This window comes from Tardiphaga sp., assembly GCF_028290495.1.
Classification (GTDB): Bacteria; Pseudomonadota; Alphaproteobacteria; order Rhizobiales; family Xanthobacteraceae; genus Tardiphaga.
Window position 1 is genome coordinate 1 of the sequence record NZ_JAQGJT010000018.1, and the last position, 23836, is coordinate 23836.

General features: G+C 64.1%; 28 protein-coding genes. 18 read left to right on the top strand and 10 right to left on the bottom strand.

Translation table 11 applies throughout. The features are described 5' to 3' along the window. Window positions 1-674: phosphotransferase family protein (locus JWQ24_RS02545; RefSeq protein WP_299803944.1), on the top strand; the 674-nt coding region annotated here is incomplete at its 5' end. Window position 675: 1 nt separating this feature from the next. Next, a complete protein-coding gene (locus JWQ24_RS02550) occupies window positions 676-1050 on the top strand; it encodes a DUF6285 domain-containing protein (RefSeq protein WP_299803947.1) in 375 nt (124 codons plus the stop codon). 186 nt (window positions 1051-1236) lie between these two features. Here JWQ24_RS02550 and JWQ24_RS02555 read toward each other — a convergent pair whose 3' ends face one another. From JWQ24_RS02555 to JWQ24_RS02570, 4 genes are all read right to left on the bottom strand, one after another. After that, window positions 1237-2016, bottom strand: coding sequence for an enoyl-CoA hydratase-related protein (locus JWQ24_RS02555; RefSeq protein ID WP_299803950.1), 780 nt, complete (start codon window positions 2014-2016; stop codon window positions 1237-1239). A 61-nt stretch (window positions 2017-2077) separates the two neighbouring features. Next, window positions 2078-2455, bottom strand: a complete 378-nt coding sequence (locus tag JWQ24_RS02560) for a TIGR02301 family protein (RefSeq protein ID WP_299803953.1) — start codon at window positions 2453-2455, stop codon at window positions 2078-2080. A gap of 62 nt (window positions 2456-2517) precedes the next feature. Beyond that, window positions 2518-2940, bottom strand: a complete 423-nt coding sequence (locus JWQ24_RS02565) for an NUDIX hydrolase (RefSeq protein WP_299803956.1) — start codon at window positions 2938-2940, stop codon at window positions 2518-2520. After that, window positions 2937-3461 carry a hypothetical protein gene (locus JWQ24_RS02570; protein WP_299803959.1) on the bottom strand — a complete coding sequence of 175 codons (525 nt, stop codon included), beginning with the start codon at window positions 3459-3461 and terminating at the stop codon, window positions 2937-2939. Before JWQ24_RS02570 ends, JWQ24_RS02565 begins: the two co-directional genes overlap by 4 nt. 60 nt (window positions 3462-3521) lie before the next feature. Here JWQ24_RS02570 and JWQ24_RS02575 point away from each other — a divergent pair, with 60 nt between their 5' ends. The 8 genes from JWQ24_RS02575 (at window position 3522) to JWQ24_RS02610 (ending at window position 11589) form a co-directional block, all read left to right on the top strand. Continuing rightward, window positions 3522-4292, top strand: a complete 771-nt coding sequence (locus JWQ24_RS02575; RefSeq protein ID WP_299803962.1) for an SOS response-associated peptidase — start codon at window positions 3522-3524, stop codon at window positions 4290-4292. Window positions 4293-4542: 250 nt separating this feature from the next. Then, the gene (locus JWQ24_RS02580; protein WP_299803965.1) at window positions 4543-5940 is read left to right on the top strand and encodes a cell wall hydrolase; all 1398 of its coding nucleotides are present in this window, start codon (window positions 4543-4545) and stop codon (window positions 5938-5940) included. A 143-nt stretch (window positions 5941-6083) separates the two neighbouring features. Continuing rightward, on the top strand, window positions 6084-7061 hold the full coding sequence (locus JWQ24_RS02585; RefSeq protein WP_299803967.1) for an MDR family oxidoreductase: 978 nt from the start codon (window positions 6084-6086) through the stop codon (window positions 7059-7061). Window positions 7062-7172: 111 nt separating this feature from the next. Continuing rightward, window positions 7173-7790 carry a hypothetical protein gene (locus JWQ24_RS02590; RefSeq protein ID WP_299803970.1) on the top strand — a complete coding sequence of 206 codons (618 nt, stop codon included), beginning with the start codon at window positions 7173-7175 and terminating at the stop codon, window positions 7788-7790. 166 nt (window positions 7791-7956) lie between these two features. Further along, on the top strand, window positions 7957-8433 hold the full coding sequence (locus JWQ24_RS02595; protein WP_299803973.1) for a MarR family transcriptional regulator: 477 nt from the start codon (window positions 7957-7959) through the stop codon (window positions 8431-8433). Continuing rightward, window positions 8430-10490 (top strand): FUSC family protein, encoded by a 2061-nt coding sequence (locus tag JWQ24_RS02600; RefSeq protein WP_299803975.1) that lies wholly within the window; start codon window positions 8430-8432, stop codon window positions 10488-10490. The genes JWQ24_RS02595 and JWQ24_RS02600 overlap by 4 nt, the downstream gene beginning before the upstream one ends. After that, on the top strand, window positions 10487-10696 hold the full coding sequence (locus JWQ24_RS02605) for a DUF1656 domain-containing protein (RefSeq protein WP_299803977.1): 210 nt from the start codon (window positions 10487-10489) through the stop codon (window positions 10694-10696). The genes JWQ24_RS02600 and JWQ24_RS02605 overlap by 4 nt, the downstream gene beginning before the upstream one ends. Then, window positions 10693-11589, top strand: a complete 897-nt coding sequence (locus tag JWQ24_RS02610) for an HlyD family secretion protein (RefSeq protein ID WP_299803980.1) — start codon at window positions 10693-10695, stop codon at window positions 11587-11589. Before JWQ24_RS02605 ends, JWQ24_RS02610 begins: the two co-directional genes overlap by 4 nt. 99 nt (window positions 11590-11688) lie before the next feature. Here JWQ24_RS02610 and JWQ24_RS02615 read toward each other — a convergent pair whose 3' ends face one another. Further along, entirely contained in the window at window positions 11689-12642 is a 954-nt protein-coding gene (locus JWQ24_RS02615) for an ABC transporter substrate-binding protein (protein ID WP_299803982.1), read from the bottom strand. Window positions 12643-12826: 184 nt separating this feature from the next. Next, a complete protein-coding gene (locus JWQ24_RS02620; RefSeq protein ID WP_299803985.1) occupies window positions 12827-13735 on the bottom strand; it encodes a LysR family transcriptional regulator in 909 nt (302 codons plus the stop codon). A 96-nt stretch (window positions 13736-13831) separates the two neighbouring features. Between JWQ24_RS02620 and JWQ24_RS02625 the strand changes: the two genes are divergently transcribed. The 7 genes from JWQ24_RS02625 to JWQ24_RS02655 all read left to right on the top strand — a co-directional run bounded on the left by JWQ24_RS02625 (window position 13832) and on the right by JWQ24_RS02655 (window position 19380). Next, the gene (locus JWQ24_RS02625) at window positions 13832-14530 is read left to right on the top strand and encodes a pirin family protein (RefSeq protein ID WP_299803988.1); all 699 of its coding nucleotides are present in this window, start codon (window positions 13832-13834) and stop codon (window positions 14528-14530) included. 149 nt (window positions 14531-14679) lie between these two features. Next, window positions 14680-15279 carry an NAD(P)H:quinone oxidoreductase gene (wrbA, locus tag JWQ24_RS02630; protein WP_299803990.1) on the top strand — a complete coding sequence of 200 codons (600 nt, stop codon included), beginning with the start codon at window positions 14680-14682 and terminating at the stop codon, window positions 15277-15279. A 68-nt stretch (window positions 15280-15347) separates the two neighbouring features. Next, the gene (locus JWQ24_RS02635) at window positions 15348-15485 is read left to right on the top strand and encodes a hypothetical protein (protein ID WP_299803993.1); all 138 of its coding nucleotides are present in this window, start codon (window positions 15348-15350) and stop codon (window positions 15483-15485) included. Window positions 15486-15521: 36 nt separating this feature from the next. After that, window positions 15522-16052, top strand: coding sequence for a DUF2478 domain-containing protein (locus JWQ24_RS02640; protein ID WP_299803996.1), 531 nt, complete (start codon window positions 15522-15524; stop codon window positions 16050-16052). Between the two features lie 253 nt (window positions 16053-16305). Next, entirely contained in the window at window positions 16306-17310 is a 1005-nt protein-coding gene (locus JWQ24_RS02645) for a TRAP transporter substrate-binding protein (RefSeq protein WP_299803999.1), read from the top strand. A 171-nt stretch (window positions 17311-17481) separates the two neighbouring features. After that, the gene (locus JWQ24_RS02650; RefSeq protein WP_299804001.1) at window positions 17482-18057 is read left to right on the top strand and encodes a TRAP transporter small permease; all 576 of its coding nucleotides are present in this window, start codon (window positions 17482-17484) and stop codon (window positions 18055-18057) included. A gap of 30 nt (window positions 18058-18087) precedes the next feature. Continuing rightward, entirely contained in the window at window positions 18088-19380 is a 1293-nt protein-coding gene (locus JWQ24_RS02655) for a TRAP transporter large permease (RefSeq protein ID WP_299804003.1), read from the top strand. Window positions 19381-19382: 2 nt separating this feature from the next. On the opposite strand, the gene JWQ24_RS02660 is transcribed toward JWQ24_RS02655, so the two are convergent. Continuing rightward, complete coding sequence (locus tag JWQ24_RS02660; RefSeq protein WP_299804005.1) at window positions 19383-20162, bottom strand: FadR/GntR family transcriptional regulator; 780 nt, start codon at window positions 20160-20162, stop codon at window positions 19383-19385. A gap of 124 nt (window positions 20163-20286) precedes the next feature. Further along, a complete protein-coding gene (locus tag JWQ24_RS02665) occupies window positions 20287-20436 on the bottom strand; it encodes a hypothetical protein (RefSeq protein ID WP_299804008.1) in 150 nt (49 codons plus the stop codon). 353 nt (window positions 20437-20789) lie between these two features. Here JWQ24_RS02665 and JWQ24_RS02670 point away from each other — a divergent pair, with 353 nt between their 5' ends. Further along, the gene (locus tag JWQ24_RS02670) at window positions 20790-21506 is read left to right on the top strand and encodes a glycosyltransferase family 25 protein (protein ID WP_299804011.1); all 717 of its coding nucleotides are present in this window, start codon (window positions 20790-20792) and stop codon (window positions 21504-21506) included. 58 nt (window positions 21507-21564) lie between these two features. Here the strand turns inward: JWQ24_RS02670 and JWQ24_RS02675 are convergent, their stop codons facing one another. Both JWQ24_RS02675 and JWQ24_RS02680 read right to left on the bottom strand, forming a co-directional pair. Then, window positions 21565-22953 carry an O-antigen ligase family protein gene (locus JWQ24_RS02675; RefSeq protein WP_299804012.1) on the bottom strand — a complete coding sequence of 463 codons (1389 nt, stop codon included), beginning with the start codon at window positions 22951-22953 and terminating at the stop codon, window positions 21565-21567. After that, window positions 22950-23825, bottom strand: a complete 876-nt coding sequence (locus JWQ24_RS02680) for an amidohydrolase family protein (protein ID WP_299804015.1) — start codon at window positions 23823-23825, stop codon at window positions 22950-22952. The genes JWQ24_RS02675 and JWQ24_RS02680 overlap by 4 nt, the downstream gene beginning before the upstream one ends. Between the last annotated feature and the right edge of the window lie 11 nt (window positions 23826-23836).

Genomic DNA, 23836 nt, shown 5'->3' on the forward strand with positions numbered 1-23836 from the left:
AGCGCGTCGAGGGTGAAACCATCCCGCGCAAGATCTTGCGCGACCAGAAATTCGTTAAAGTACGGCCGAGGCTGGCGCGCCAATGTGGCGGTATTCTCGCAGCGATCCACGGAATAGCGCAGCCTGAATGGCCCGAACTTCGCCGCATGACCCCTGCTGCCGAAATCGTCCAGCTCGAGCAGGAGTATCGCAGCTTCGACTGGCCGCGGCCGGTGTTCGAACTGGCGCTGCGCTGGCTGCGCAATCACGATCCAGGTCCCTCCGCCGAGGTGACGCTGGTGCATGGCGATTTTCGCCACGGCAACCTCATCATCGGCCCCGACGGGGTGCGCGCGGTGCTGGACTGGGAACTCGCGCATACCGGCGATCCGATGGAGGATCTGGGCTGGATCTGCGTCAACTCCTGGCGTTTTGGCGAGATCGATCGACCGGTCGGCGGTTTTGGCACGCGCGAGGAGCTGTTCGCGGGCTATGAAGCGGCCGGCGGACGCGTTGACCCAGCGCGGGTAAACTTCTGGGAGGTGATGGGCACGTTACGCTGGGGAATCATGTGCTGCGGCATGATGCAGCGCTTTCGCCTCAGTCCCGACCACTCGATGGAACGCGCGATGATCGGCCGGCGGTCGTCGGAGACTGAAATCGACTTACTCAGACTTCTTGCACCGCGAGGATGACATGCAGGACGAGCCGACACCATCGGAACTGATCAAGGCGGTTGCGGATTTTTTGCGGAACGACATCGCGCCCACGATCGGCGGGCATAACGCGTTCAAGCTGCGGGTTGCCATCAACGCGCTCGACCTCGTGACACGTCAGCTGATGCTGGAGAGCGGTAGCGATGCCGCCGAAGTCGAGCGGTTATCGCAGCTGCTCGGCCGGCAGGGCTCGCTGGAAGGACTGAACCGTGTGCTGGCTGGCAAAATCGCCAGTGGCGAGGCCGATCTGCAAACGTCCGGACTTGTCGAGCATCTGTGGCAGACCACAATGGATAAGCTCGCGGTCGATCAGCCGAACTATGCGGCGTATCGAAGGGAATTGGAGAGGAAGTAGCTTGCGTTCCCCGGACGCAGCGCCATAAGCGCGTTTACGCGCGTCTTCGACGCGCTATGGCGTAGCTCTTCGCGAAGCGGTGCGCTGCAGAGCCGGGGTCCCGGTTGCTTGCGACTCGAAGAAACCGGGGTCCCGGTTCTGCGAAGCGGCATGAAGAATGCCGCATCGCGCCCGGGACTCGCGAAACTACCGCCCCGCCCATTTCGGCGGGCGCTTTTCCGAAAACGCCTTTGGGCCCTCGATGTAATCTTGCGACGCCGCCATTGCCTTCACGGCCGGATATTCGCGCTGCTCGGTGATCGCCTGTTCCAGCGACACCGCCATGCCCATCTGGATCGCCTGCTTGGAGGCGCGGATCGACATCGGCGAATTCTTGCAGATGGTCCCGGCCCAGCGCTCGGCGGCCGCCAATGCCTCGCCCGCCGGCACCACCTCGTTGACGAAGCCAAGCTCATGGCCCTCGCGCGCGCTGACGTGACGCGCGGTCAGGATCATGCCCATCGCGCGTTTCAGCCCGATCTGGCGCGGCAATCGCTGCAGGCCACCGGCGAGCGCGGCGAGGCCGACGTGCGGTTCCGGCAGCGCGAACCTCGCATTCTCCGAGGCGATGATCAGGTCGCAAGCCAGTGCAATCTCGAACCCGCCGCCCATGGCGACGCCGTTGACCGCGGCAATGATCGGCTTGTCGCAATCGAAGCGCGAGGTCAGCCCCGCGAAGCCGCCTTTGTCCCAGCCGCGTTTTCCCCCCGCCGCCTGCCATTTCAAATCGTTGCCGGCGCAGAACGCCTTGTCGCCGGCGCCGGTGACGATCGCTACCCACTGCTCGGGATCGGCGGCGAATTCGTTGAATACATCGTGCAGCTCATTATGCGCATCGGTGTGCAGCGCGTTGTACACTTCCGGCCGGGACAGCGTGACGATGGTGATCGGACCCTTCCGGGTCACCGTCGAGAATTGTAGCGCCATGTTCACTCCCTTTTATGTTTTTGCGATGGATGGTCCGCGTCGCTTCGCGGTCGTGAGGCGGCTAGTTCGCATACCTTGCGGTGAGATCCCGCGAGATTTTCGCACCTTCCTCGATATAGCGGCGGATGGCGATGCCGGCGGCGGGGGTGCAGGTGCGGTAGGTCTGCTGGAAGCCGTTATAGCCGCGGTTGAAGCTGGCGATCATGCGGGCGCGGCGCTCGCCGGAGGGCGTCTCTGCATCGACCAGCGCCTGCATTTCGTTGCGCCATTTGGCGCCTTCATTGTTGCCGCAGATGCCGCGCAGGTAGTGCAGCGTGCCAAGAATCTCGGAGAGCCGCGCCAGGTCGCCGTCGAATGGCGCAGCCGCGTCCTGCGCCCGGGCAGAGCCGAGCCCGAGGGTTGCGACGATCATCACGGCGGCGAATAGATGCTTGGGCATGGATCGATCCAGGAACCCGGCTGATATGCCTTTTCGGCGCGGTCGAAGCAAGGCGAACGCTCTCAGGCGCCGGCCAGCGCCTTGGCCGCATCGATGATTTCCTGCAGGCCGGGCGTCAGCTGGCGCGGCCCCAGCGCGTCTGGCGGCAGCCACGCAAAGTCATCACATTCGTCGTTCAGCACCGGTTCCCCGGCGACCCAGCGTGCCGCGAACGACATCACCACGAAATGCTTGGCCCCGGACGCCGCCGGCAGCACCTCGCGCCAGCCGGCCATGCCGAGGATTTCGATCTGGAGCCCGGTCTCCTCCATCACCTCTCGCGCCAGCGCGACATGCAGCGACTCGCCGAATTCGACGCGGCCGCCGGGCACCGACCACGAGCCCTTGGCGGGCGGATGGGCGCGCTGAATCAGCAGGACCTTGCCGTCACGAAAGATCGAGGCGCTGACGGCGAGTTGCGGGCGAATCGGGGCGTCTGAGATCATGGCGCAGCATACGACATGATGTCATCGACGTTCGACTCCTGATCGCGGCCGTTGATGATGCCGCCGGCGACGCCGACCAGCGGCTTGACCCAGTTCGCGGCCTGTTCGGCCAGCGTGGCGCGGGTCTTGTCCTGATGCACCGAGCGCATCGCCTCGCCGACCGCGGTGAGGATCGAGGTCATGGTCGCGACCACGGCGTCGAATTCGGAGCGCAGGATGTGATTCGCGGACTCATACGAGGCGATCGCCAGGTCGCGCGCCCGAAAATTGGATTTGATGAAGTGCTCGGCGTACGACAGCGGCTGCCATTCCAGGAACAGTTCGAAGCAGTCCGGCATGTCCGGGATCAGCTCGAGCAGCATGATGGCTTCGTTGAAGTGGTTCAGGTAATCGGTGGCCAGCCCGGTGCGCGGATTGATGTTGGCCGCCAATAGCTCCGCCACGGACGCAGACGGCAATGCTTCAGCACTTCCCGGCTCATCGCGATCGTACTCTGCCGGTTGCAGGGCCGTCATGGTCATGTTTCGCACTGTCGGCATTCTGGGTTAAAAACGCCTGAAGACATTACATGCAGGACGCATATGTGCGGACGTTTCGTCATAACATCAGCGCCGGAGGCGCTGCGGCAGGTATTTGCCTATATTGAACAGCCAAATTTTCTGGCTCGGTACAATGTTGCACCGACGCAGCCTGTCCCCGTCGTCATCGTTGAAAATGGCGCGCGGCATTTCCGGTTGATGCGTTGGGGCCTGCTGCCATCCTGGGTAAAGGACCCGCGCCAGTTCACGTTGCTGATCAATGCACGCGCCGAGACCGTGCAGGAAAAGCCGGCATTCAGGAACGCGATCAGGCGTCGCCGTTGCCTCATTCCTGCCGACGGCTATTACGAATGGCAGAATTCCGACGGAGGCAAGCAGCCTTATTTCATTCATCCGCGGGGCGGCGGGCCGATCGGCTTTGCGGGCCTGTCGGAAACCTGGGTGGGACCGAACGGCGAGGAGCTCGACACCGTCGCGATCATCACCGCAGCGGCGAGCACCGGCATGTCGGTACTGCATCACCGCGTGCCGGTCACCATCGCGCCGGAAGATTTCGCGCAGTGGCTGGATTGCAGCGCCGATAACGCCTCGGATGTGATGACGATGCTGTGCGCGCCGGGCGACGGCGCATTCTCGTGGCATCCGGTTTCGAGCGCGGTCAACAAGGCAGGCAACGATGATGCGCAGTTGATCCTGCCGATCTCCGCCGAACAGATTGCGGCGGCGGAGGCGTTGAAGCCGGCGAAGAAAACCGTCGCGCGCAAGGCAGTTGCCGCGGTGCCGGATGATGGCGGACAGGGCTCGTTGTTCTAGCGTCGTCGCAGCTGCGCGAACAATTTTTGCACGCCCATTTTCGTTGACGCGATGTTTACCACTTTCGTGGAGGCGCGGTTTACCACGCGCGGTAATAGGCTTTGCGGGAACGCACACGCCGCTTGCCTGTGTCGTCGCGGCATCGCGATTAACTCTGCGGCAACTTTAATTCAGTACCAACGAAATAGATCGAAATGCAGCGATTGTGCAGGACGGTCAAATGTGTGTGTAAGCGTTGCGTAGGCGTATCATGTCAGTAGTGCGTAACCGGCCGAAGGGCGCGCAGTTCGCGTTCTTCGGCGGTCTCTGCTTCTTCGCAGTGATCCCGACAGAGGTTGGCTATCAGGATATCGCTTCGTTGCTGGCCCGCCAGCCGGGCGTCACTGAGCGCTGGCAAAAGCGCGTGGTCGCCTCTGCCGTGAGTTCGATCCAGGTCGCGACCTATTCGTTCGGTCGCCCGGTCGGAATCGGTTCGCGCAGTCCCACGTTCCAGCTCGCCAGCTTTGAGACCTCCGGCAATGACATCACCGGCGCGCTGACCCGCAATCCTCTCATCGAAGCGCCGCGCCGCTTTGAGGCCTCCGATTTCCCGCGGGTCGATCGCTCGCTCAAGGGCGATCGTCTGGCGCTGCATACGCCGAACCCGGCGATGCCCGACCAGCTCGAAAACAATAACTCGCTCGACAACAACGCTTCGGTGCGCGGCTCCAAGACCGTCGAGGCGATGCCAGTGGACACCACGCCGCTCGATCCGGAACTGGCCGAGGCGCTGCAGGCACCGCCGCTGCGGCAGTATGATGCATCGCTGTCGCTGGAAACCCAGCCGCTCGCCGATCCGAAGACGGTGTCCGACACAGCTGTCATCGCCGTGGAACCCGCGCCCCCGAAGGATGGTTTCTCGGTCAAGACCGCCAGTCTTTTCTTTGGCAGTTCGTCACTGGGTGCCGCTGTCGAGACCATGGAAAGCTGGCAGCCTGGCGAAGAGCCGATGATTGTGATGCCGGCGCCGACCACGCGCGATCCCGACATGAAGGCGACAATCGCGCCGTCTGTCAGGGTCGATCCGGCCAAGGGCGGCGAAAGCATCGCCGGCAAGGGCGAGGTCAACGCTGTCACCCACGTCAAGACGCCGGCCGAACGGCTCGGCCTGTCCGAGGACAAGGGCCGCGCCAAGCAGGAAAAATGCCTGACGGAAGCGGTTTATTTCGAGGCGCGCGGTGAAGCGGTACGCGGCCAGATGGCGGTCGCGCAGGTGGTGATGAACCGCGTGTTCTCCGGCTTCTATCCGACTACCGTCTGCGGCGTGGTCTACCAGAACAAGCATCGTCGCCTGGCCTGTCAGTTCACCTTCGCGTGCGACGGAATTCCCGACGTGGTCAAGGAGCCCGACATGTGGGAGCGCGCTCGCAAGATCGCCAAGGCGACGCTCGATGGCCGGCTGTGGCTGCCCGAAGTGGCGAAGTCGACGCACTACCATGCCTATTGGGTGCATCCGTCCTGGGTGCACGAAATGAAGAAGATGTACCGCACCGGCGTGCACACCTTCTATCGTCCGCGAAACTGGGGCGACGGCAGCGACGCGCCGAGCTGGGGCACCGCCGCGCAGACCGCGGAAATCTCCGCCAAACTGGCCGAACTGAAGCCGTAACGCGGCGAACGCCTGCCGGGGCGCATCATGGCGCAACGGCTGGCCAGCCATGCGCGATGTCCCGCCGCGCGCTGTGGCGTTTACCGCCCCGGCGCGGCATATTGCGGCCAAGCAATCACCGATAAAATTCAGGGAGCGGCGCGTTGGGCATGTTCAAGGCAATCCGGATCGACAAGGCCACTTTGGTGGCGCTGACGCAGTTCGACGAGAGCGAACTGATGGAGGGCGACGTCACGGTGCGCGTCGAATGGTCGACGGTAAACTACAAGGACGGCCTCGCCGTCACCGGCAAGGCGCCTGTGGTGCGGCGGTTTCCGATGATCGCCGGCATTGACCTCGCCGGCACCGTGGAAACCTCAAGCCATCCAGACTGGAAGCCCGGTGACAAAGTGATCTGCAACGGCTGGGGCATGGGTGAGACCCACCTCGGCGCCTATGCCGAGAAGGCGCGCGTCAAGGGCGACTGGCTGGTGCGGCTGCCCGACGGCATGACCACGCGCGACGCGATGGCGATCGGCACCGCCGGTTACACCGCGATGCTCTCGGTGCTGGCACTGGAGAAGCACGGATTGAAGCCCGCCGACGGCCCGGTAGTGGTGACGGGCGCGGCCGGCGGCGTCGGCTCGGTGGCCATCGCAGTGCTGTCGAAGCTCGGCTACCACGTCATCGCCTCGACCGGCCGTACCTCCGAAGAAGGTTACCTCAAGGGTCTGGGTGCTGCGGAGATCATTGACCGCGCCGAACTGTCTGGAGCGGCCAAGCCGCTGGCCAAGGAGCGCTGGGCGGGCGGTATCGACAGCGTCGGATCGACCACGCTGGCGAATCTGCTGTCGATGACCAAATACCGCGGCGCTATCGCCGCTTGTGGTCTCGCCGCCGGCATGGACCTGCCTTCCTCGGTCGCACCGTTCATTTTGCGCGGCGTGTGTCTTCTCGGTATCGATAGCGTGATGTGCCCGATCGAGCTGCGAAAACAGGCTTGGGCGCGGCTCGCGAGCGATCTGGATCACGCGAAGCTTGCTGAAATCACTCAGGAAATCGGTCTGGACGAGGTTATCGAGGCGGGCGCCCGGGTGCTCGCCGGTCAGGTCCGCGGTCGAATCGTGGTAAAGATTTCCTGACGATGTTCAGACTTTACCAACATCCATGCTCCAATGTTGCCACGGTTGGTATGGTAAGCAGCGGGTAAAGGCGTCAGGCGGTCATCCGCGCTCAGTTGGTCGGAGTATCCTATGGTTGTGCGTATTGTATTGGGAGCCGTGTTCGCCGCATCGGTCGCGATGCCGGCGATGGCCGGCTCGATGACGGCGGAAGAAGCTCGCAAGTTCGTCGCCGGCAAGGTGTTCGCCTTCAGCTGCTTCGACGGTACCCGCGGTGCCGGACGCATTTTCGATGACGGCGGCGCAGCGGGCGCGGTGCAGTTCTCCGGTTCCGGGCCGTCACGCAACATGCGGCTGCCCGGCAATACGCTGCAGGTGAAAGGGCAGGCGATCTGCGCTTCCATCAAGGGCTTGCCGTTCGAGCCCTGTTTCAACCTCGTGAAGAATGACGAGCGCAGCTTCCGCGGCGCCGTCTCCGGCATGGGCTTCGCCTATTGCGACTTCCGCCACCAGGGCGGTCAGATGCTGATGGCGCGTGCCATTGCACGGCCGCGCTCGTTGCGCGCCCCGGAACCCTCGCGCACGGCAGACGCCGGCGCCCCCGCCACCGAAGTCGTGACCCGCGTCGCCACGCCGCGGGTCGAGATTGGAAAGATCGAATCGATTTCGACCGGATCGGTTAAGGCGACCCCTGCCAGGCCGGACGCGACTTCCGACGGTGCGATGGAACTGCGCCGCTCCAAGGATTGAGTTCGACACATCTTCGCTGGTGTCCCGGATGAACAACAGCGTGGCTCACGTTGTTGCACGTATCCAATGTTGTCCCTTTACTACCTGCCAGCCCTCACCACACCGTGACCCCGCCATCCGCCGATATCGATTGCCACCTAATCGGTAGCGTCCTATCTAATTCGGCATGGCGCCAGCTCAATCCCAGATTCAGTCCGAACTCGGTCTTCTCGTCGCGCGGCTGTCACGGGTGTGGCGGCGGCGCGCGGATCAGGCGCTGTCGGCGCACGGGCTCTCGGAGGCCACCGCGCGTCCGCTGCTGATCCTGTCGCGCGGCGGTACCTGTGTGCGCCAGGGCGTGCTCGCCGACGAGATGGGCCTTGAGGGTCCCTCGGTGGTACGGTTGATCGACCTGCTCGCCGCCGAAGGGCTAGTCGAACGTCACGAAGACCCGACCGACCGCCGCGCGAAGATACTGCATCTGACGCCGCTCGGCGAAGCCAAGGCCGATGAGATCAAGCGCGTGATGCGCCGTGTCCGCGCCGAATTGCTGAAGGGCGTCACGCCCGACGAACTCGCCGTCACCTTCGATGTGCTGCGCCGGATCGAACTTTCCGCCAGCCGCTCCGTTGAGTCCGCCGGGGAGGCAGAAGTACGCTCATGACCGCTGCCCGTCCGCCGTTTCTCGTCCGTCATGCTGACATCATCTTTTCGCTGAAGACCTTTTTTGCGGCGGTGATGGCATTGCTGATCGCCTTGGCGATGGATTTGCCGCGGCCGTATTGGGCGCTGGCGACGGTATATATCGCCTCTCAGCCTCTGGCCGGCGCGACGCGTTCCAAAGCATTTTTCCGCGTCACCGGCACGTTGATCGGCGCGTGCGCCACAGTCGTGCTGGTGCCCAACCTCGTCAACGCGCCGGAGTTGCTCAGCCTCGGGCTCGCGCTTTGGGTCGGGCTTTGCCTCTATGTCTCGCTGCTCGATCGCACCCCGCGCAGCTACATGTTCATGCTGGCCGGCTATACCGCTGCGTTGATCGGTTTTCCTGCAGTATCGGAGCCGGCGGCGATCTTCGACCTCGCGGTGGCGCGCAGCGAGGAGATCATTCTTGGCATCGTCTGTGCGAGCGTTGTCTCCACCGTCGTGCTGCCGCGCAGCGTCGGGCCGGCGGTGTCGGCACGGGTCGATAGCTGGCTCGCCAGCGCGCGCCGTCTCAGCGGGCAGGTGTTGGCCGGCAACGGCGCCGACCCGGGGACGCGCGCGCAGCGCCTGCGGCTCGCCGCCGACGCTGTCGAGATCGATACGCTGTCGGACCATATGGTTTATGACCACAGCGTCAGCCGCGATACGCCGCGCTGGCTGCGCGCGCTGCGGCTGCGCATGTTGATGCTGCTGCCGCTGTTGTCCTCGATCGCCGACCGCATCGAGGCTCTGGGCGACGATGTGCGGACCACACAGCCGCGGCTGACGGCACTGGTCGACGATGTCGCGCGCTGGATCGAAGGCGGAATGGAGCGCGAGCCGGCGGACGCCTTGCGGGCCGCGATCTCGGCGCAACTGCCGACGATGCACGGCGGTTCGTCATGGGACGAGATCATGACCGCCAGCCTGCTGATGCGGCTGCGCGATCTGCTGGACATTTCGCAGGACTGCCGCGTGCTGAGCCAGGCGATCGCCGAAGGCGGACGCCCGCCCGGCGCCAAACTCCTTTTCCATCCCGAGGCAGGCGCCGCGCCGATGCGCCATATCGATCACGGCATGGCGCTGTGGTCTGCTGGCGGCGCCACGCTTGCGATCGTGCTGTGTTGCGCCTTCTGGATCATGACCGGCTGGGTCGACGGTTCGTCGGCGCCGATGATGGCCGCGGTGGGCTGCTCGTTTTTCGCGACGATGGACGATCCTGCGGTTGGCCTGCGTGACTTCGGCAAATGGGGGGTCGTATCGATGGTCGTCGTCGCGCTGTATCTGTTTGCGATCCTGCCGGGGATATCCAACATCGAAATGCTGATTGCCGTGCTGGCGCCGACTTTCCTGCTGTTCGGCGTCCTGATCGCGCGGCCGCCGACGTTCTTCATCGGTATGGCGCTGGCGGCCAATACCGCGAGCCTGATGGCGATCCAGGCGACTTACAGTGCCGATTTCGCCTTCTTCGCCAATGCCGGTATCGCCTTCTTCGTCGGCGTCGAGATTTCCGCGCTCACCATCCTGCTGGCGCGCTCGGTCGGCGCCGAATGGAGTGTGCGGCGCCTGATGCGCAAGGGCTGGACCGCGCTGGCGTGGGCCGCCGAGAGCCGTGGCAACCGAAACCGCGCCGCCTTCGCCGGCATGATGCTGAATCGCATTGGCCTGCTGGCGCCGCGGCTGGCCGCAATGCCGAACAGCGAACTCGGCAAGTTCGACAGTCTCGGAGAATTGCGCGTCGGCCTCAACATCGTCGACCTCCGCCGTGCCCGGCACAACCTCACGCCCGCCACGCTGGAGGCGATCGATGCGATGCTCGACGAACTCGCCGCCGATTTTCGCCGGCGTGACCGAAGCGAAATGCTGCCGGCGCTGCTGCAGCGGATCGACTATGCGCTCGCCAAAGCGATGACGGAGAGCGACGACGCCGTTCGCGGCGATGCGCTGATAGGTCTCGTCGGAATTCGCCGCGGGCTGTTTCCTGACGCGCCGCCCTACCGGCCGGACATCGTGCAGCAGACGGGGAGCGCGGCGGCATGAAATTTCAAGTGGATCTGTTCGGAATTCTGGTGCCGACGCTGCTGTTTTGGCTGATCATCACCTACCTGATTGGGGCGGTGCTACGGCCACTGCTGGCGCGCATCGGGTTCTATAGATACGTCTGGCACCGTGCGCTGTTCGATCTTGCCCTTTACGTCTGCCTGCTCGGCTGCGTGGTCTATCTTTCGTCGGGATTACCGTCATGAAAAACACAGTTGGATTCGTCCGTCGTTTCGCGGTCACCGCGCTGATGGTGGTCGCAGCGCTCGCCGTCGCCCGTTATCTCTGGGTCTACTACATGGACGCGCCCTGGACGCGCGATGGCCGCGTCCGCGCCGACGTCGTCACAGTGGCGCCGGACGTGTCGGGCTTCGTCACCGAGATACTGGTGAAGGACAATCAGAAGGTAAAGCGCGGCGACATCATCTTCCGTATCGACCGCGCGCGCTTCGCGCTGGCCCTGCAGCAGGCTGAGGCGGTGGTCGCAGGCCGCCAGGCGGTGCTGGAGCAGGCCGACGCCGACCTGAAGCGCTACCGCGAACTGACGGCCAATGTCGTCTCACAGCAGAAGCAGGAACAGGTGGTGGCGACGCAGTTGCAGGCCAAGGCGTCCTACGATCAGGGCGTCGTCGAGCAAGCGATCGCGCAGCTCAACCTCGACCGCAGCGAAGTCCACGCCCCGGTCAATGGCAGCATCTCCAACATGGACCTGCGGCCCGGCACTTATGTCAGCGCAGGCAAGGGCGTGCTGGCGCTGGTCGATAGCGACAGCCTGCATGTCGATGGCTATTTCGAGGAGACGAAGCTGTCGCGCATCCATGTCGGCGACACGGTCCACATTCACCTGATGGGCGATTCCGCCAGGCTTACCGGCCGCGTCGAAAGCATTGCCGCCGGCATCGAGGACCGCGATCGGGCCGAAGGCAGCAACCTGCTCGCCAATGTGACCCCGACCTTCAGTTGGGTTCGCCTCGCCCAGCGCGTTCCGGTCCGCATCGCCCTCGATACATTGCCGCCCGGCGTGTTGCTGGTCGCCGGCCGCACGGCGACGGTGGAAATCCTGCCGAAGGACGGCACGCCGGTAGCGACGACGAAGTAGGCCTCTCTCTTGGTCGCCCCCGATTTCGTGGGGACGACTCGTTGCGGGTTTTCGCTTCGGCCGCTTACGTGCGGCGTCCGGAGAGCGAGCCAGTGACGCCTAGTTCGACACCGACGCGCCTTGCGTGAAGCTGCGGTCCACTGCCTTGCTGACATCGACGGGCTTCGACAAAATTCCGTAACGCGTCGCGCGGTCCGAGGCTTCCTGGAACTCCTTGATCACGCCGTCATCGATCGCGATCGGCCTCGTATCTTGCGCCTTGTAGGCGCGCACCAGCACGTCTTCCGGCAGTTTGGTCAGTTCGGCCGTGTTCTTTGCGTATTCCTCGACATGCTCGCGCGACCAGGTGCGGGCCTTGTTGAGGCGCTGCAGGAAATCGGCGACGGCTTCGCGCTTGGTGGCGATGGCCTGTTCGGAGGCGATGATGAAGGTCAGCGTCGGCGTCAGCCCGGCGCCATCGGCAATGACGCGGGCATTGTCCTTGAGTACGGCAAAGGAGACGTAGGGCTCCCACACCGCCCAGCCGTCGATCGAGCCGGCGACCAATGCGATCTTGGCATCGACCGGACCGAGCGGCGCGAAGGTGGCGTCGGTGATCTTGTAGCCGGCCTTCTCAAGCGTGGCGTCGATCAGGAACTGGCCCCAGCCGCCGCGGGTGCCGGCGAGGCGCTTGCCCTTGAGGTCGGCTGCGGTTTTGATCGGGGAATCGTTGCGCACCAGGATTGCTTGCGTGTCGGGGTTGGCGCGAACGCCGCCGATCGCCTTGATCGGCGCGCCCACGGCATAGATCGAGAGGAAGGCGAGATCGCCGGTGTGGCCGACATCCAGTGCGCCGGCGTTGAGCGCTTCGAGGATCGGCGCCGCGGCGGGAAATTCCGACCACACGATCTTGTAGGGCAGGTCTTTCGCCAGTCCCGCGGCCTCCAGCAGCGAACGGTTGCCGCCCTTCTGGTCACCGATCCGCAGCGTCACGGGATCGGCGGCAAAGGCAAAGGTAGTGAGCGTCGCGCTGAGGGCAGCGGCAATGAGCGTGGCGGAAAGGCGCTTGTTCATGATGATTTCTCGGATGCGACAGGGTGCATCAAAGCTACGCGCGAAGCCGCGCCAGTCAATGAAATGGCTGACTGAAGATGCAGGCTGACGAACAACGAAAGTGTCGTCGTTCTGTACAGCGCAGAGATTTTGCGCTGTTGATGTGGCGTAGGCCGGATGACCACAGCGACATCCGGGTTGCAGACTACAGACTCGCTGCGCGCCCCAGTTTCTTGGCCAGATATTCCAGCAGCACTTCGACCCGCGCCGGCCTCGGGCCACCCGGCGGCGTCACGAGATACACGCCGCTCTGCGATTGCGACCAGTCTTGCAGCGCGGCTTCGAGCTCGCCGGAGGCTAGCGCTGCGCCGCAGATGAACTCCGGCAGGTCGGCAATGCCCAGGCCCGCCAGCAGCGCCGGCAGCAGCGCTTCGCCATTGTTGACGCGCAGCGGGCCGGCGGGGCGGATGCTGGCCGTTTCGCCGGCGGCATTGCTGAAGTGCCAGACGCCGGGCGTGGAGAGGTAGGTGTAGCCGAGGCACGCGTGCTCCGCGAGATGCATCGGATGCGTCGGCCGGCCATGCCTGGCAAAATACGCCGGCGACGCCACGATATAACGCGGCATGCCGCACAGCCGCCGCGCGATCAGGGACGAGTCGGGCAGGGTGGCGATGCGGATGGCGGCGTCAAAACCTTCGCCGATCAGATCGACGGTGGCGTCGCTCAGGCTGAGGTCGATCGAGACTTCGGGATAGGCCGCCAGAAATTCCGGCAGCAGCGGCGCCAGCGTTTTGGTGCCGTAGGTCATCGGCACTGCGAGGCGCACCAGCCCGCGCGGCGTCGCGGATTGTGCCAGCGCCTCGCTCTCCGCCAGTTCACCGTCCGCCAGCAATTGCACGGCGCGTACCGCCAGCGTTCGGCCGGCGTCGGTGAGCGCTATCCGCCGCGAGGTGCGGTTGAACAGCCGGGCCCCGAGCCGCTCCTCGAGCCGGCTGACGGCCTTGGAGACGGTGGCGGTAGACAGTCCCAGTTCGGTGGCCGTTGCCGCGAAGGAGCGCAACTCGACCACCTTGGCGAAGATCGCCAGCGCCTCGAAATCGGGAAGTTTAGACATCAAATTCCTCAATGATGAGTTTCAATCATTTCTATTTATGCGTCATCCGGGCAGGTCTATCTAGACCCCAACGCTTCACCCCCCGGAGAAATCGTCATGATCAAGCTTCGCCCCTTCAATGAACTTGGCGCCGCCGACCACGGCTGGCTCAAGGCAAAGCATCACTTCTCGTTCGGCAGCTACCGCGACCCCGAAAATTCCGGCATCGGCAATCTGGTGGTCTGGAACGACGACGAGATCCAGCCCAACACCGGTTTTCCAGCGCATCCGCACGCCAATATGGAAATCATCACCTATGTCCGCGAGGGGGCGATTACCCATCAGGACAGCCTTGGCAACAAGGGGCGCACCGAGGCAGGCGACGTTCAGGTGATGAGCGCGGGCTCCGGTATCCGGCATTCCGAGTACAATCTGGAACCTTCGACGACCAAGATCTTTCAGATCTGGCTGGAGCCTAAGGTCGATGGCGGTCAGCCGTGCTGGGGCGCCAAGCCGTTTCCGAAGGCGGATCGCTCCGGCGGCTTCGTCACCATCGCCAGTGGCTTTGCCGGGGATACCGAGGCGTTGCCGATCCGCGCCGATGCAAGGGTGATGGCGACGTCGTTGAAAGCCGGCGAGAGCGTGCCCTATCCGCTGGCCGCGGCGCGTAACGGCTACCTGGTGCCGGCCGCCGGTGCGGTCGAGATCAACGGCATCCGCGTCAACACCCGCGACGGTGTCGCGATCCACAACGAGGCCAGCGTCACCATCACCGCGCTGGAAGACTCCGAACTGGTGCTGGTCGACGCGGCCTGAGACTCTCCGTCATTGCGAGGGGCCCTTGCGACGATGCAATCCAGCTCTTCAGGCGCTTGCCGTCTCTAGATTGTCGCGTCGCTTCGCTTATCGCAATGACGAACACTAACACTTTCATTGAACCTTCTTTTTCCTCACAGGAGATCACCATGACCAAAGTTCTCGTCCTTTATTACTCCGCCTATGGCCACATCGAGACAATGGCCAATGCCGTAGCCGAAGGCGCGCGCGAGGCCGGCGCGACCGTCGATATCAAGCGCGTGCCGGAATTGGTGCCCGCCGATGTCGCCAAGGCCTCGTACTACAAGATGGACCAGGCCGCCCCGATCGCCACTGTCGGTGACCTCGTCAACTACGACGCCATCATCGTCGGCACCGGCACGCGCTTCGGCCGCATGACTTCGCAAATGGCCAACTTCCTCGACCAGGCGGGTGGCCTGTGGGCCAAGGGCGCGCTGCACGGCAAAGTCGGCGGCGCCTTCACCTCGACCGCGACACAGCATGGCGGTCAGGAGACCACGTTGTTCTCGATCATCACTAACCTGCTGCATTTCGGCATGACCATCGTCGGCCTTAACTATGGCTTCGGCGGCCAGATGAAGCTTGACGAAGTCACCGGCGGTTCGCCCTACGGCGCGACCACAATCTCCGCCGGCGACGGCAGCCGCCAGCCCAGCGAAAACGAACTCGCCGGCGCCCGTTATCAAGGCAGGGTGATCGCCGAGACCGCGAAAAAACTGCATGGCTGATGCGACCGGGGCGGCGTTCTCTTCTTTGGACGCCGCCCCATCTATGCCGGGACGACAGGACCGCTCTGATGCTCGATATGTACTTCATCTACCAGCTGGCGCGGCGGCCGATCCATGCGATCGCGCGCCGGTGGGTGTGCCGCGGCCTGCACCGCGTCACCAAGGGCGGGTATCGCTGCCCGGAATGCGGCCAGCGCCAACCCTGATTTGATTTTTTCACGCCGCCACAGCATGCTCGCCGGATGTCCGATGCCCCCCATCTCGCCGCGCTGGTCTACGACGACAGCCACGATCCCGATGCGCTGCTGCGCGGCTTTGCGGCCGATCTGAATGGAAGCGGCCTGCGTGCCGTCGGGCTGGTGCAACTCGGCCATCCCCTCGCAGATCCGCCGCAGCTCTCGGCGCTGCTGGTGCATAGCGGCGATACGCTGCGCCTGTTTCAGGACCTCGGCCCCGGCGCGACCGGCTGCAAGCTCGATCTCGGGCAATTGCTCGCGGCGGGCACGCAAGTGGCTGACGCGATCGACGGCGGCGCCGACCTCGTCATCATCAACCGCTTCGGCCGGCAGGAGCGCGACGGCAAGGGGCTGTCCTATCTGATCGAGCGCGCGCTGAGTGCCGACATTCCCGTGCTCATCGCCGTTCCGGCCGCACGACTGGCGGACTGGGATGCCTTCTCCGGCGGCATGGCCACTCGGCTGAATTGCGATCGGGCCTCGCTGGAGGCATGGTGGAACGTGGTGTCGGCCGCGCGCGCTGCCGAAGTCGCCTAGCTTCATCCTATCCCACCGCACCGCACGCGCGACTTTAGTTCTGCGAAGGTTGTATCGTCGCTGCTTGCCCGTGCGGCGGCCCGATGCTAGATGTCGGGTCATCGTACAACTTTATGACGCGGTTGCGCGTCGAAGCCGATGGACGACGCGACTGGGCGCTCCTACACTGCCCACAACATCGACCCCGAACGGGGCGAATAAAAAAACCGGCCAAAGTGCTGGAATCGGGAAATTCACAGGGAGGATTTCGTCCATGAGAAGAAGAGATGTCGTCACCGGCGGCCTCGCCGCGCTTGCTGTCGGCGCCAGCGGCCTCGGTCGCCTGACCCCGGCGCTCGCCCAAACCAAGATGGTTCTGAAAGCCTCCGACGTTCACCCGCTGGGCTATCCCACGGTGGAATCTGTCATCCAGATGGGCAAGAAGCTGGACGCCGCCACCAACGGCCGGCTCACGGTCCAGATGTTTCCCTCCATGCAGCTCGGCGGCGAGAAGGAAGCGATCGAGCAGGCGCAGGTCGGTGCGCTGCAGATCGCGCGCATCTCGGTCGGCGCGGTCGGCCCGGTGGTCGATGACGTCAACGTCTTCAACATGCCGTTCGTATTCCGCGACGCCAAGCACATGGAAGCGGTGCTCGACGGCGAGATCGGCAACGAACTTCTCAACAAGATCACGGCCAATGAGAAGACGGGGCTGGTGGCGCTGGGCTGGATGAACGCCGGCTCGCGTAATATCTACAACAGCAAGCGGCCGATCAAGACCATCGCCGACCTCAAGGGCCTGAAGATCCGGATGATCGGCAATCCGCTGTTCATCGACACCATGAATGCGCTCGGCGGCAACGGCGTCGCGATGGGCTTCGACCAGGTCTACAACGCGATGCAGACCGGCGTGGTGGACGGCGCTGAGAACAACCTGCCGACCTTCGTGGCGCAGAACCATTTCCAGGTCGCGAAATACTTCTCGATGACCGAGCACCTGATCATCCCCGAACTCCTGGTGTTCTCGAAAGCGTCCTGGGACAAGCTCTCCAAGGATGACCAGGCGCTGGTCAAGAAGTTCGGCCGCGAGGCGCAGGCCGAGCAGCGCGTGTTGTGGTACGCCGCCGAGAAGACGGCGCTCGACAAGATGAAGGAAGTCGGCACCGACGTCGTCACGTCTGTCGACAAACAACCGTTCCGCGACGCGGTGAAGCCGGTGTGGGACAAGTACGGCGCCAAATACGCCGAGATGACCAAGCGCATTTCGGCGGTGAGCTAGCTCTGTCATTCCGGGGCGCGCGTAGCTTTAGCTGCGCGCGAACCCGGAATCCAGAGATGCTCAAAACAGCTCGGGGTTCCGGGTCTGCACTCCATTCGGCTTCGCCGTCTGAAGTGCAGACCCGGAACGACAGCGTCACGGAATTTCTTACATCATCATTGCCGGGGGCCCATGTCCGACGTGCTTACAAAACAGCAGATTGCTTCCGGCCATCATCCCGCAGCAGATGGCCCCGGTGCTGCCCATGCCTTCCGTCGCGCGATGGATGCGCTGTACTGGACCGGGGCGGTGACGTCGTGTATCGCGCTGGTGCTGATCTCGGCGATCATCCCGTGGGCTGTCTACACCCGCTATATCCTCAACAGCGCGGCGTCGTGGCCGGAGCCGCTGGCGGTGCTGCTCACCGTCGCCGTGACCTTTATTGGCGCCGCGAACTGCTATCGCCAGCGCATTCACATGAACATGACGGTCGGGACCAATCTTTTGTCGCCGCGGCTGCGCGTCGGTGCGGCCTTCATCAGCGAATTGCTGATGGGCGCGATGGCGCTGTTCATGCTGGTCTGGGGCATGAAGCTGGTGCTGGCGACCTGGGGAAACTCGGTCGATGAATTCCCCGCTCTGTCGGTCGGTATCACCTACCTGCCGATTCCGGCCGCGGGCGCCATGATGCTGCTGTTCGTGATCGAGCGCCTGACCATCGGCCCGCCGCCACAGGATGGCAGCGACGCCCACGTTCTGCTCGATTAGTCCTTCCGCAAAAGCAAAGAAAACACCGATATGGACATCGCCCTTCTCCTGCTCAGCATGTGCCTGTTCTTCGCCATCGGTATGCCGATCGCCTTTGCGCTGGCGCTGTCGGCGCTGGTCGGCGCCTTGTGGATTGACCTGCCGGTGGCCGCGGTAATGCAGCAGCTCTCCAGCGGTGTCGGCAAGGTGTCGATGCTGACGGTGCCGTTCTTCGTGCTGGCCGGCGCGATCATGGCCGAGGGCGGCATGGCGCGGCGGCTGGTGGACTTCGCCGCGGTGGTGGTCGGCTTCACGCGAATCCGGGGCGGGCTCTCCCAGGTCAACATTCTCGCCACCACCATCATGTCAGGCATTTCCGGCTCCTCGGTAGCGGATACCTCGGCGATCGGCTCGGTGATGATCCCGCAGATGGCGGCGAAGGGCTATCCGCGGGTGTTCGCCACCAACGTCACGATCTCCGCCTCGGTGCAGGCGATCCTGGTGCCACCGAGCCACAACGCGGTGATCTATTCGCTGGCGACCGGCGGCGTGGTCTCGATCACCAGCCTGTTTCTGGCCGGCATCGTGCCTGGCCTGCTGCTCGGCTTCGCGATCATGCTGTTGTGCCTCTATATCGCCTATCGCGACGGTCATCCGAAGGGCGAGCCGGTGCCGATGAAGCAGGCGCTGAAGATGCTCGGTGACGCCACCTGGGGCATCGTGACTTTGGTGATCGTACTCGGTGGCATCCTCACCGGCGTGTTCACGCCGATCGAGGCCGGTGCGGTGGCCTGCGTCTGGGCGTTCTTCGTCACCATGTTCATCTACCGCGACTACAAATGGTCGGAGCTGCCGATGCTGACCTATCGCACGCTGCAGACGGTGGCGATGGTGCTGACGCTGGTGGCGACCGCATCCTGCTTCGGCTACATCGCCGCCTTGATGCAGATGCCGCTGAAGATGACCGAATTCTTCGTCGCGATCTCGTCGAACAAATACGTGCTGCTGATGTGGATCAACATCATGCTGCTGGTCCTCGGGACCGCGCTGGATCTCGCGCCGTTGCTGTTGATCTGCACGCCGATCCTGCTACCGGTGGTGAAGAGTTTCGGTATCGACCCCGTGCATTTCGGCATCGTGATGCTTCTTAATCTCGGCATTGGCCTCTTGACGCCGCCGGTCGGTACCACGTTGTTCGTCGGCTGTGCGATCGGCAAGGTCTCCGTCGACGAGGTGATGCGCGGCATCTGGCCGTTCTACTGGGTGATGTTCGCGGTCCTGATGCTGGTGACCTACGTGCCGTGGTTCTCGATGGCGCTGCCGCACGCGTTCGGGTTCAGGTAGGGCTAGCCTGCCCCCACCGCCAACTGGCGATAGCGCTCCTTGCCGTTCAGCAGATGCTTGCGCATGGCGTCGCGGGCCTTGCGCGGTTCGCGGGCGATAATGGCATCGACGATCAGCTGGTGCTCACGCTCGACGCTTTCCAGATAGCGCTTCTGCAGGTCGGCGTTGCCCTCGAAGGTGCGGATGCTCTGGCGCGGGATGATCAACCCGCCCAGGAATTCCAGAAAGCCAACGAAGCGCGCATTCTGTGTGGCGATGGCGATGGCCAGATGGAAATCGAAATCCTCCTTCACGGCGCGATCGCCGTTGGCAATGGCGCGGCTGAAGGTCGAAGCCGCTTTGGCGATGGCCTTGAGCTGTGTGGCGGTGGCGCGCTCGCTGGCGAAGGCCGCGGCTTCGATTTCGACCGCGGTGCGCAGTTCGAGAATTTCGATCACGCTGGCCAGCGACCCAAGCCCGTCCGGATCGATGGCATAGGGTTGCCGGTTCGGATCGGCGTTGACGAAGGCGCCGGCGCCCTGCCGCGTCATGACCAGTCCGCGGGCGCGCAGCGCCGAGATCGCCTCGCGCACCACGGTACGGCTAACGCCCATCGCCGCCATCATGGCTTGCTCGGTCGGCAGCCGGGCGCCAGCCGGCAGCTGGCCCTCGGTGATCTGGGCCTTGATGCGCTCGACCACTTCCTCGGTGCGCCGGCGCACCGGATCGAGTGGCCGCAGCAGCGCAGGCGGCTCCGAAACGGCGCTCTTGCGCGGCGGCCTGGGCTTATCTTGTAGGGTCATCGTACAACTTGGCTAACATCGTCCCGGAGGGCGTGCAAGCGGGGACCGGCGGCCAAAAGGTCGCGCGCCGTCGCCTGCCGCGGTGCGGTCGTGGCAGCTCAGTGGGTACCGATGGAGGAAACGATCAGACGCCGGCGGCGGGCAGGCTGCGGGCGGCGATGGAGAAGAACGACGCCACCAGTCGCCAGGCGCGAGCGATGCCGGTCTCGGCGCGGGGCAAATGCTGGGCCTGGATGTGCTGCGTCATGATCGCGGTCCGGATTTCGTTCGTCATTGCAGGGGAACGTCGTGCGCCGCGGCGGCGCTGTCGACCCCTGCGCAAAAATAGCGACAGGCGTGTCGCGGGCGGCCCCGGGACGGTGGCGTTGTTCTCCTCGCGAGGCATTCGGCAGGCGAAACATTCCCGGTCATCGAAAGGAATCGCGCGTCGTGGTCGCAAGATTGGATCGGCTGCCGCATCCCGGGGTCGTTTCGGCGGAGAGGACGGGTAGCCCGCTGTGCCCTCACGGCGCGCAGTTCCGGAAAAGCCTGCCCGTTTCGCGGCTGGCGGCGCGGCATTTCCAGACGGTGGTTTTTTCCCTATACGGACAGCGCACGGGCGCAGGCGCGCCTCCGCGGAGACCCATGATGCTGCCGGCCTATGTGATCCACGCCAAGTCGCTGCCCGAGCGCACCGAGCATATCCAGCGCGAGCTTGACCGCGCCGGCATCAAGTTCGAGTGGGTGCTGGATTTCGACGCCGACGAGATCACTTCCGACGTCGATCGCGCCTACTTCGCCGAAGGTGCCGATCTAACGATGCGGCAAAAATCCAGCGCGCTGAAACACGTCGTCGCCATGCAGCGGATCTGCGAGCGCGGCCATGATCTGGCGCTGGTGTTCGAGGATGACGCGCAGCTGGTGCCGGATTTCTGCGCGCAGCTCAAGCGGGTGCTGGATGAAGCGCAAAACTGGCCGCGGCCGCGCATCCTGCATCTCGGCGCCGCCACCAATTTCTATACGCCCGCGGCGCAGCTTCGCCCGGGGCAGCTCGTTTACCCCGGCAATCGCGTTCGCAACATGGAAGCCTATGTGCTGGGCGCAGTGGAAGCGCAGGCGCGGCTCGACTGGATCGCGCGGCATCCGATGCATGAGCCGATCGACATTGCCTTCAACACCGCCGATCCCGAACTGGGCATCCCGTTCCTGTGGCCGGAGCCGCCGCTGGCGGAGCAGGGCAGCCTCAACGGCCTGTTCAAGAGCTCGCTCGACCGCAAGGGCCACGGTCAGCTCAAACTGCGGCTGCAGTTCGCCGTGCAAAAATTTCGGCGGCGTTATTTGAAGCGGTGGCTGAAGCTGAAGTAGCTGCAAGCGCCAGCGTTTGTCGCTGCATCCTTCGAGGCTCGCCGCGAGACGGCGCGCCTCAGGATGACGACAGTGGAGTCGTGGCCTGCCTCGATATCACGACGGCGCCCAGCAATCCCACGGCCAGACAATACAACATGCCTTGTGTCACGGCCGAGATGTGGCTGTTGAAAAGCCCGCCGATCACGTTCTGCAGCACGACGGCCTGGCCCAGGATGCTGACGAGGTCGCGCGCGAAGAACAGCCGGGCGTGCGCAATCCACATCGCCCAAAGCAGCAGGCCACCGATCAGGCCGACCTGCAGAACGACGTGAAGCGTCTGGTTGTGCGGATCCGGCGTCGCCTCGCCATAGAGCGAGGGTTGTGTCGCTTCCATGCTCTGATATAGCGGCCTGATACTGCCGGTGCCGTGGCCGAGCAGCGGCGCCTGCTTCACGAAGCCGATCGCCTTGTTCCAGAAATCCAGCCGCGCGCCGGTGGACAGCGTCTCGGCCCCCCCTTCGACGATAACGCCCGCCAGCGAGCGGACCGGGGGAGGGGCGGGAGCAGCTGCAGAAGTGGGAACGGGGGGCGCCGCGGGGGGCGGAGCAGACGCCGGAGCAGGGGCATCGGTTGCAGGTGTGGTGACGGGAGGTGCCGCGACGGTGGGGGCGCTACTTCCCTTGCCCACGCCGAGATAGGAAGAGATCTCGGTCAGCCGTCGCTGCGCCGGCGCCGAGGCCAGCAGCGCAGCCGCGATGACGAGCATCGCCGGCACGGCAATGGCGATCCTGTATTTCCAACCCTCGACGTGCAGCAGCAGCAGCACCAGTAGCACCCCGGTCAGGATCGCGCCGGTCTTCGACAGGTAGATAAGGAACACGTCAGCGAAGAACAGCAGCGCCAATGTGACCATGAAGGCGGCGCGGCGGCGGTCGGCATGCCAGGTCTGCAGCGCGCCGATCGCCAGGCCGAACGCGCACAGCGCGAAGCAGCCGCTCTGCACCGCATTGTCCTTGACGGGAACGCCGGGTCCCTTGAACCAGCCCCAGGGGCCGGTCGGCCACAGGAACGAGGCCCATGATAACGCCAGCAGGATCACGCAGGCCGCGACGAAACCGGTGCCCACCTGCAGCGCCTGCTTCGGTGTCACAATGGTGGCCATCACCAGCGGGATCAGCAGCAGCTTGGAGTAAGGACCAATCCATTTGGCCGCGAGGCCGATTGGCTGCACCGACCACAGCACGCCAAGCACGATCAGCGCGAACAGAGCGACGGGCAGCCAGGCTGCCGGCATCCGCAACGTGGCGAGGAAGCGCGTGCGATCCATCGTCAGCAGCGCCAGCACGGCAAAGATCGATACCGCGATCGCCTGCGCGCTGGTCGACAGCGGCAGCGCAAACGCCGTCGCGATCGCGGCATATTGCCGGGCGTCGGCCAGCCTGCCCGACAATTCGTCCCTCGTCATATGCCGAGCAACTTCCGTGCGTTGTTCTTCAGGACCTTGGGCCGAATCTCGTCGCGGATGTCGAGCTTGGCGAAATCGGCCATCCAGCGGTCCGGCATGATCACCGGCCAGTCCGAGCCGAACAGCATCTTGTCCTGTAAAATCGAATTGATGTAGCGCACCAGGATCGGCGGAAAATACTTCGGCGACCAGCCGGACAGATCGATGTAGACGTTCGGCTTGTGGGTCGCGACCGATAGCGCTTCTTCCTGCCAGGGGAAGGAGGGATGCGCGAGAATGATCTTCATGTCCGGGAAATCCACCGCGACGTCATCGATATACATCGGGTTGGAATATTTCAGCCGCATCCCCATCCCGCCCGGCATGCCGGAGCCGACGCCGGTCTGGCCGGTATGGAACAGCGCGATCGCGCCGCCTTCCTGTATCGCCTCGTAGAGCGGATAGGCCATGCGGTCGTTGGGATAGAAGCCCTGCATGGTCGGGTGGAATTTGAAGCCCTTGATGCCGTAATCCGCGATCAGTCGTCGCGCTTCGCGCACGCCGAGTTTGCCCTTGTGCGGATCGATCGAAGCGAACGGGATCAGCACGTCGGCATTCTGCCGGGTCAGTTCGATCATCTCGTCATTGCTGTAACGGCGGAAGCCGGTTTCGCGCTCGGCATCGACCGGGAAGATCACCGCGGCAATTTTCCTGGCGCGATAATAGGCGGCGGTCTCCGGCACGGTCGGCGGATGTTTGTGCGGCGACTTGAAGTAGTCTGCCATCTTCGCCTGGAAATCGTCATAGCCGTCGTCGCCGTGGCAGCCGCACGGCTCTTCGGCATGGGTATGGATATCGATCGCGACCAGGTCGTCGGGGTTGAGCAGTTTCATCATAGCGGCTC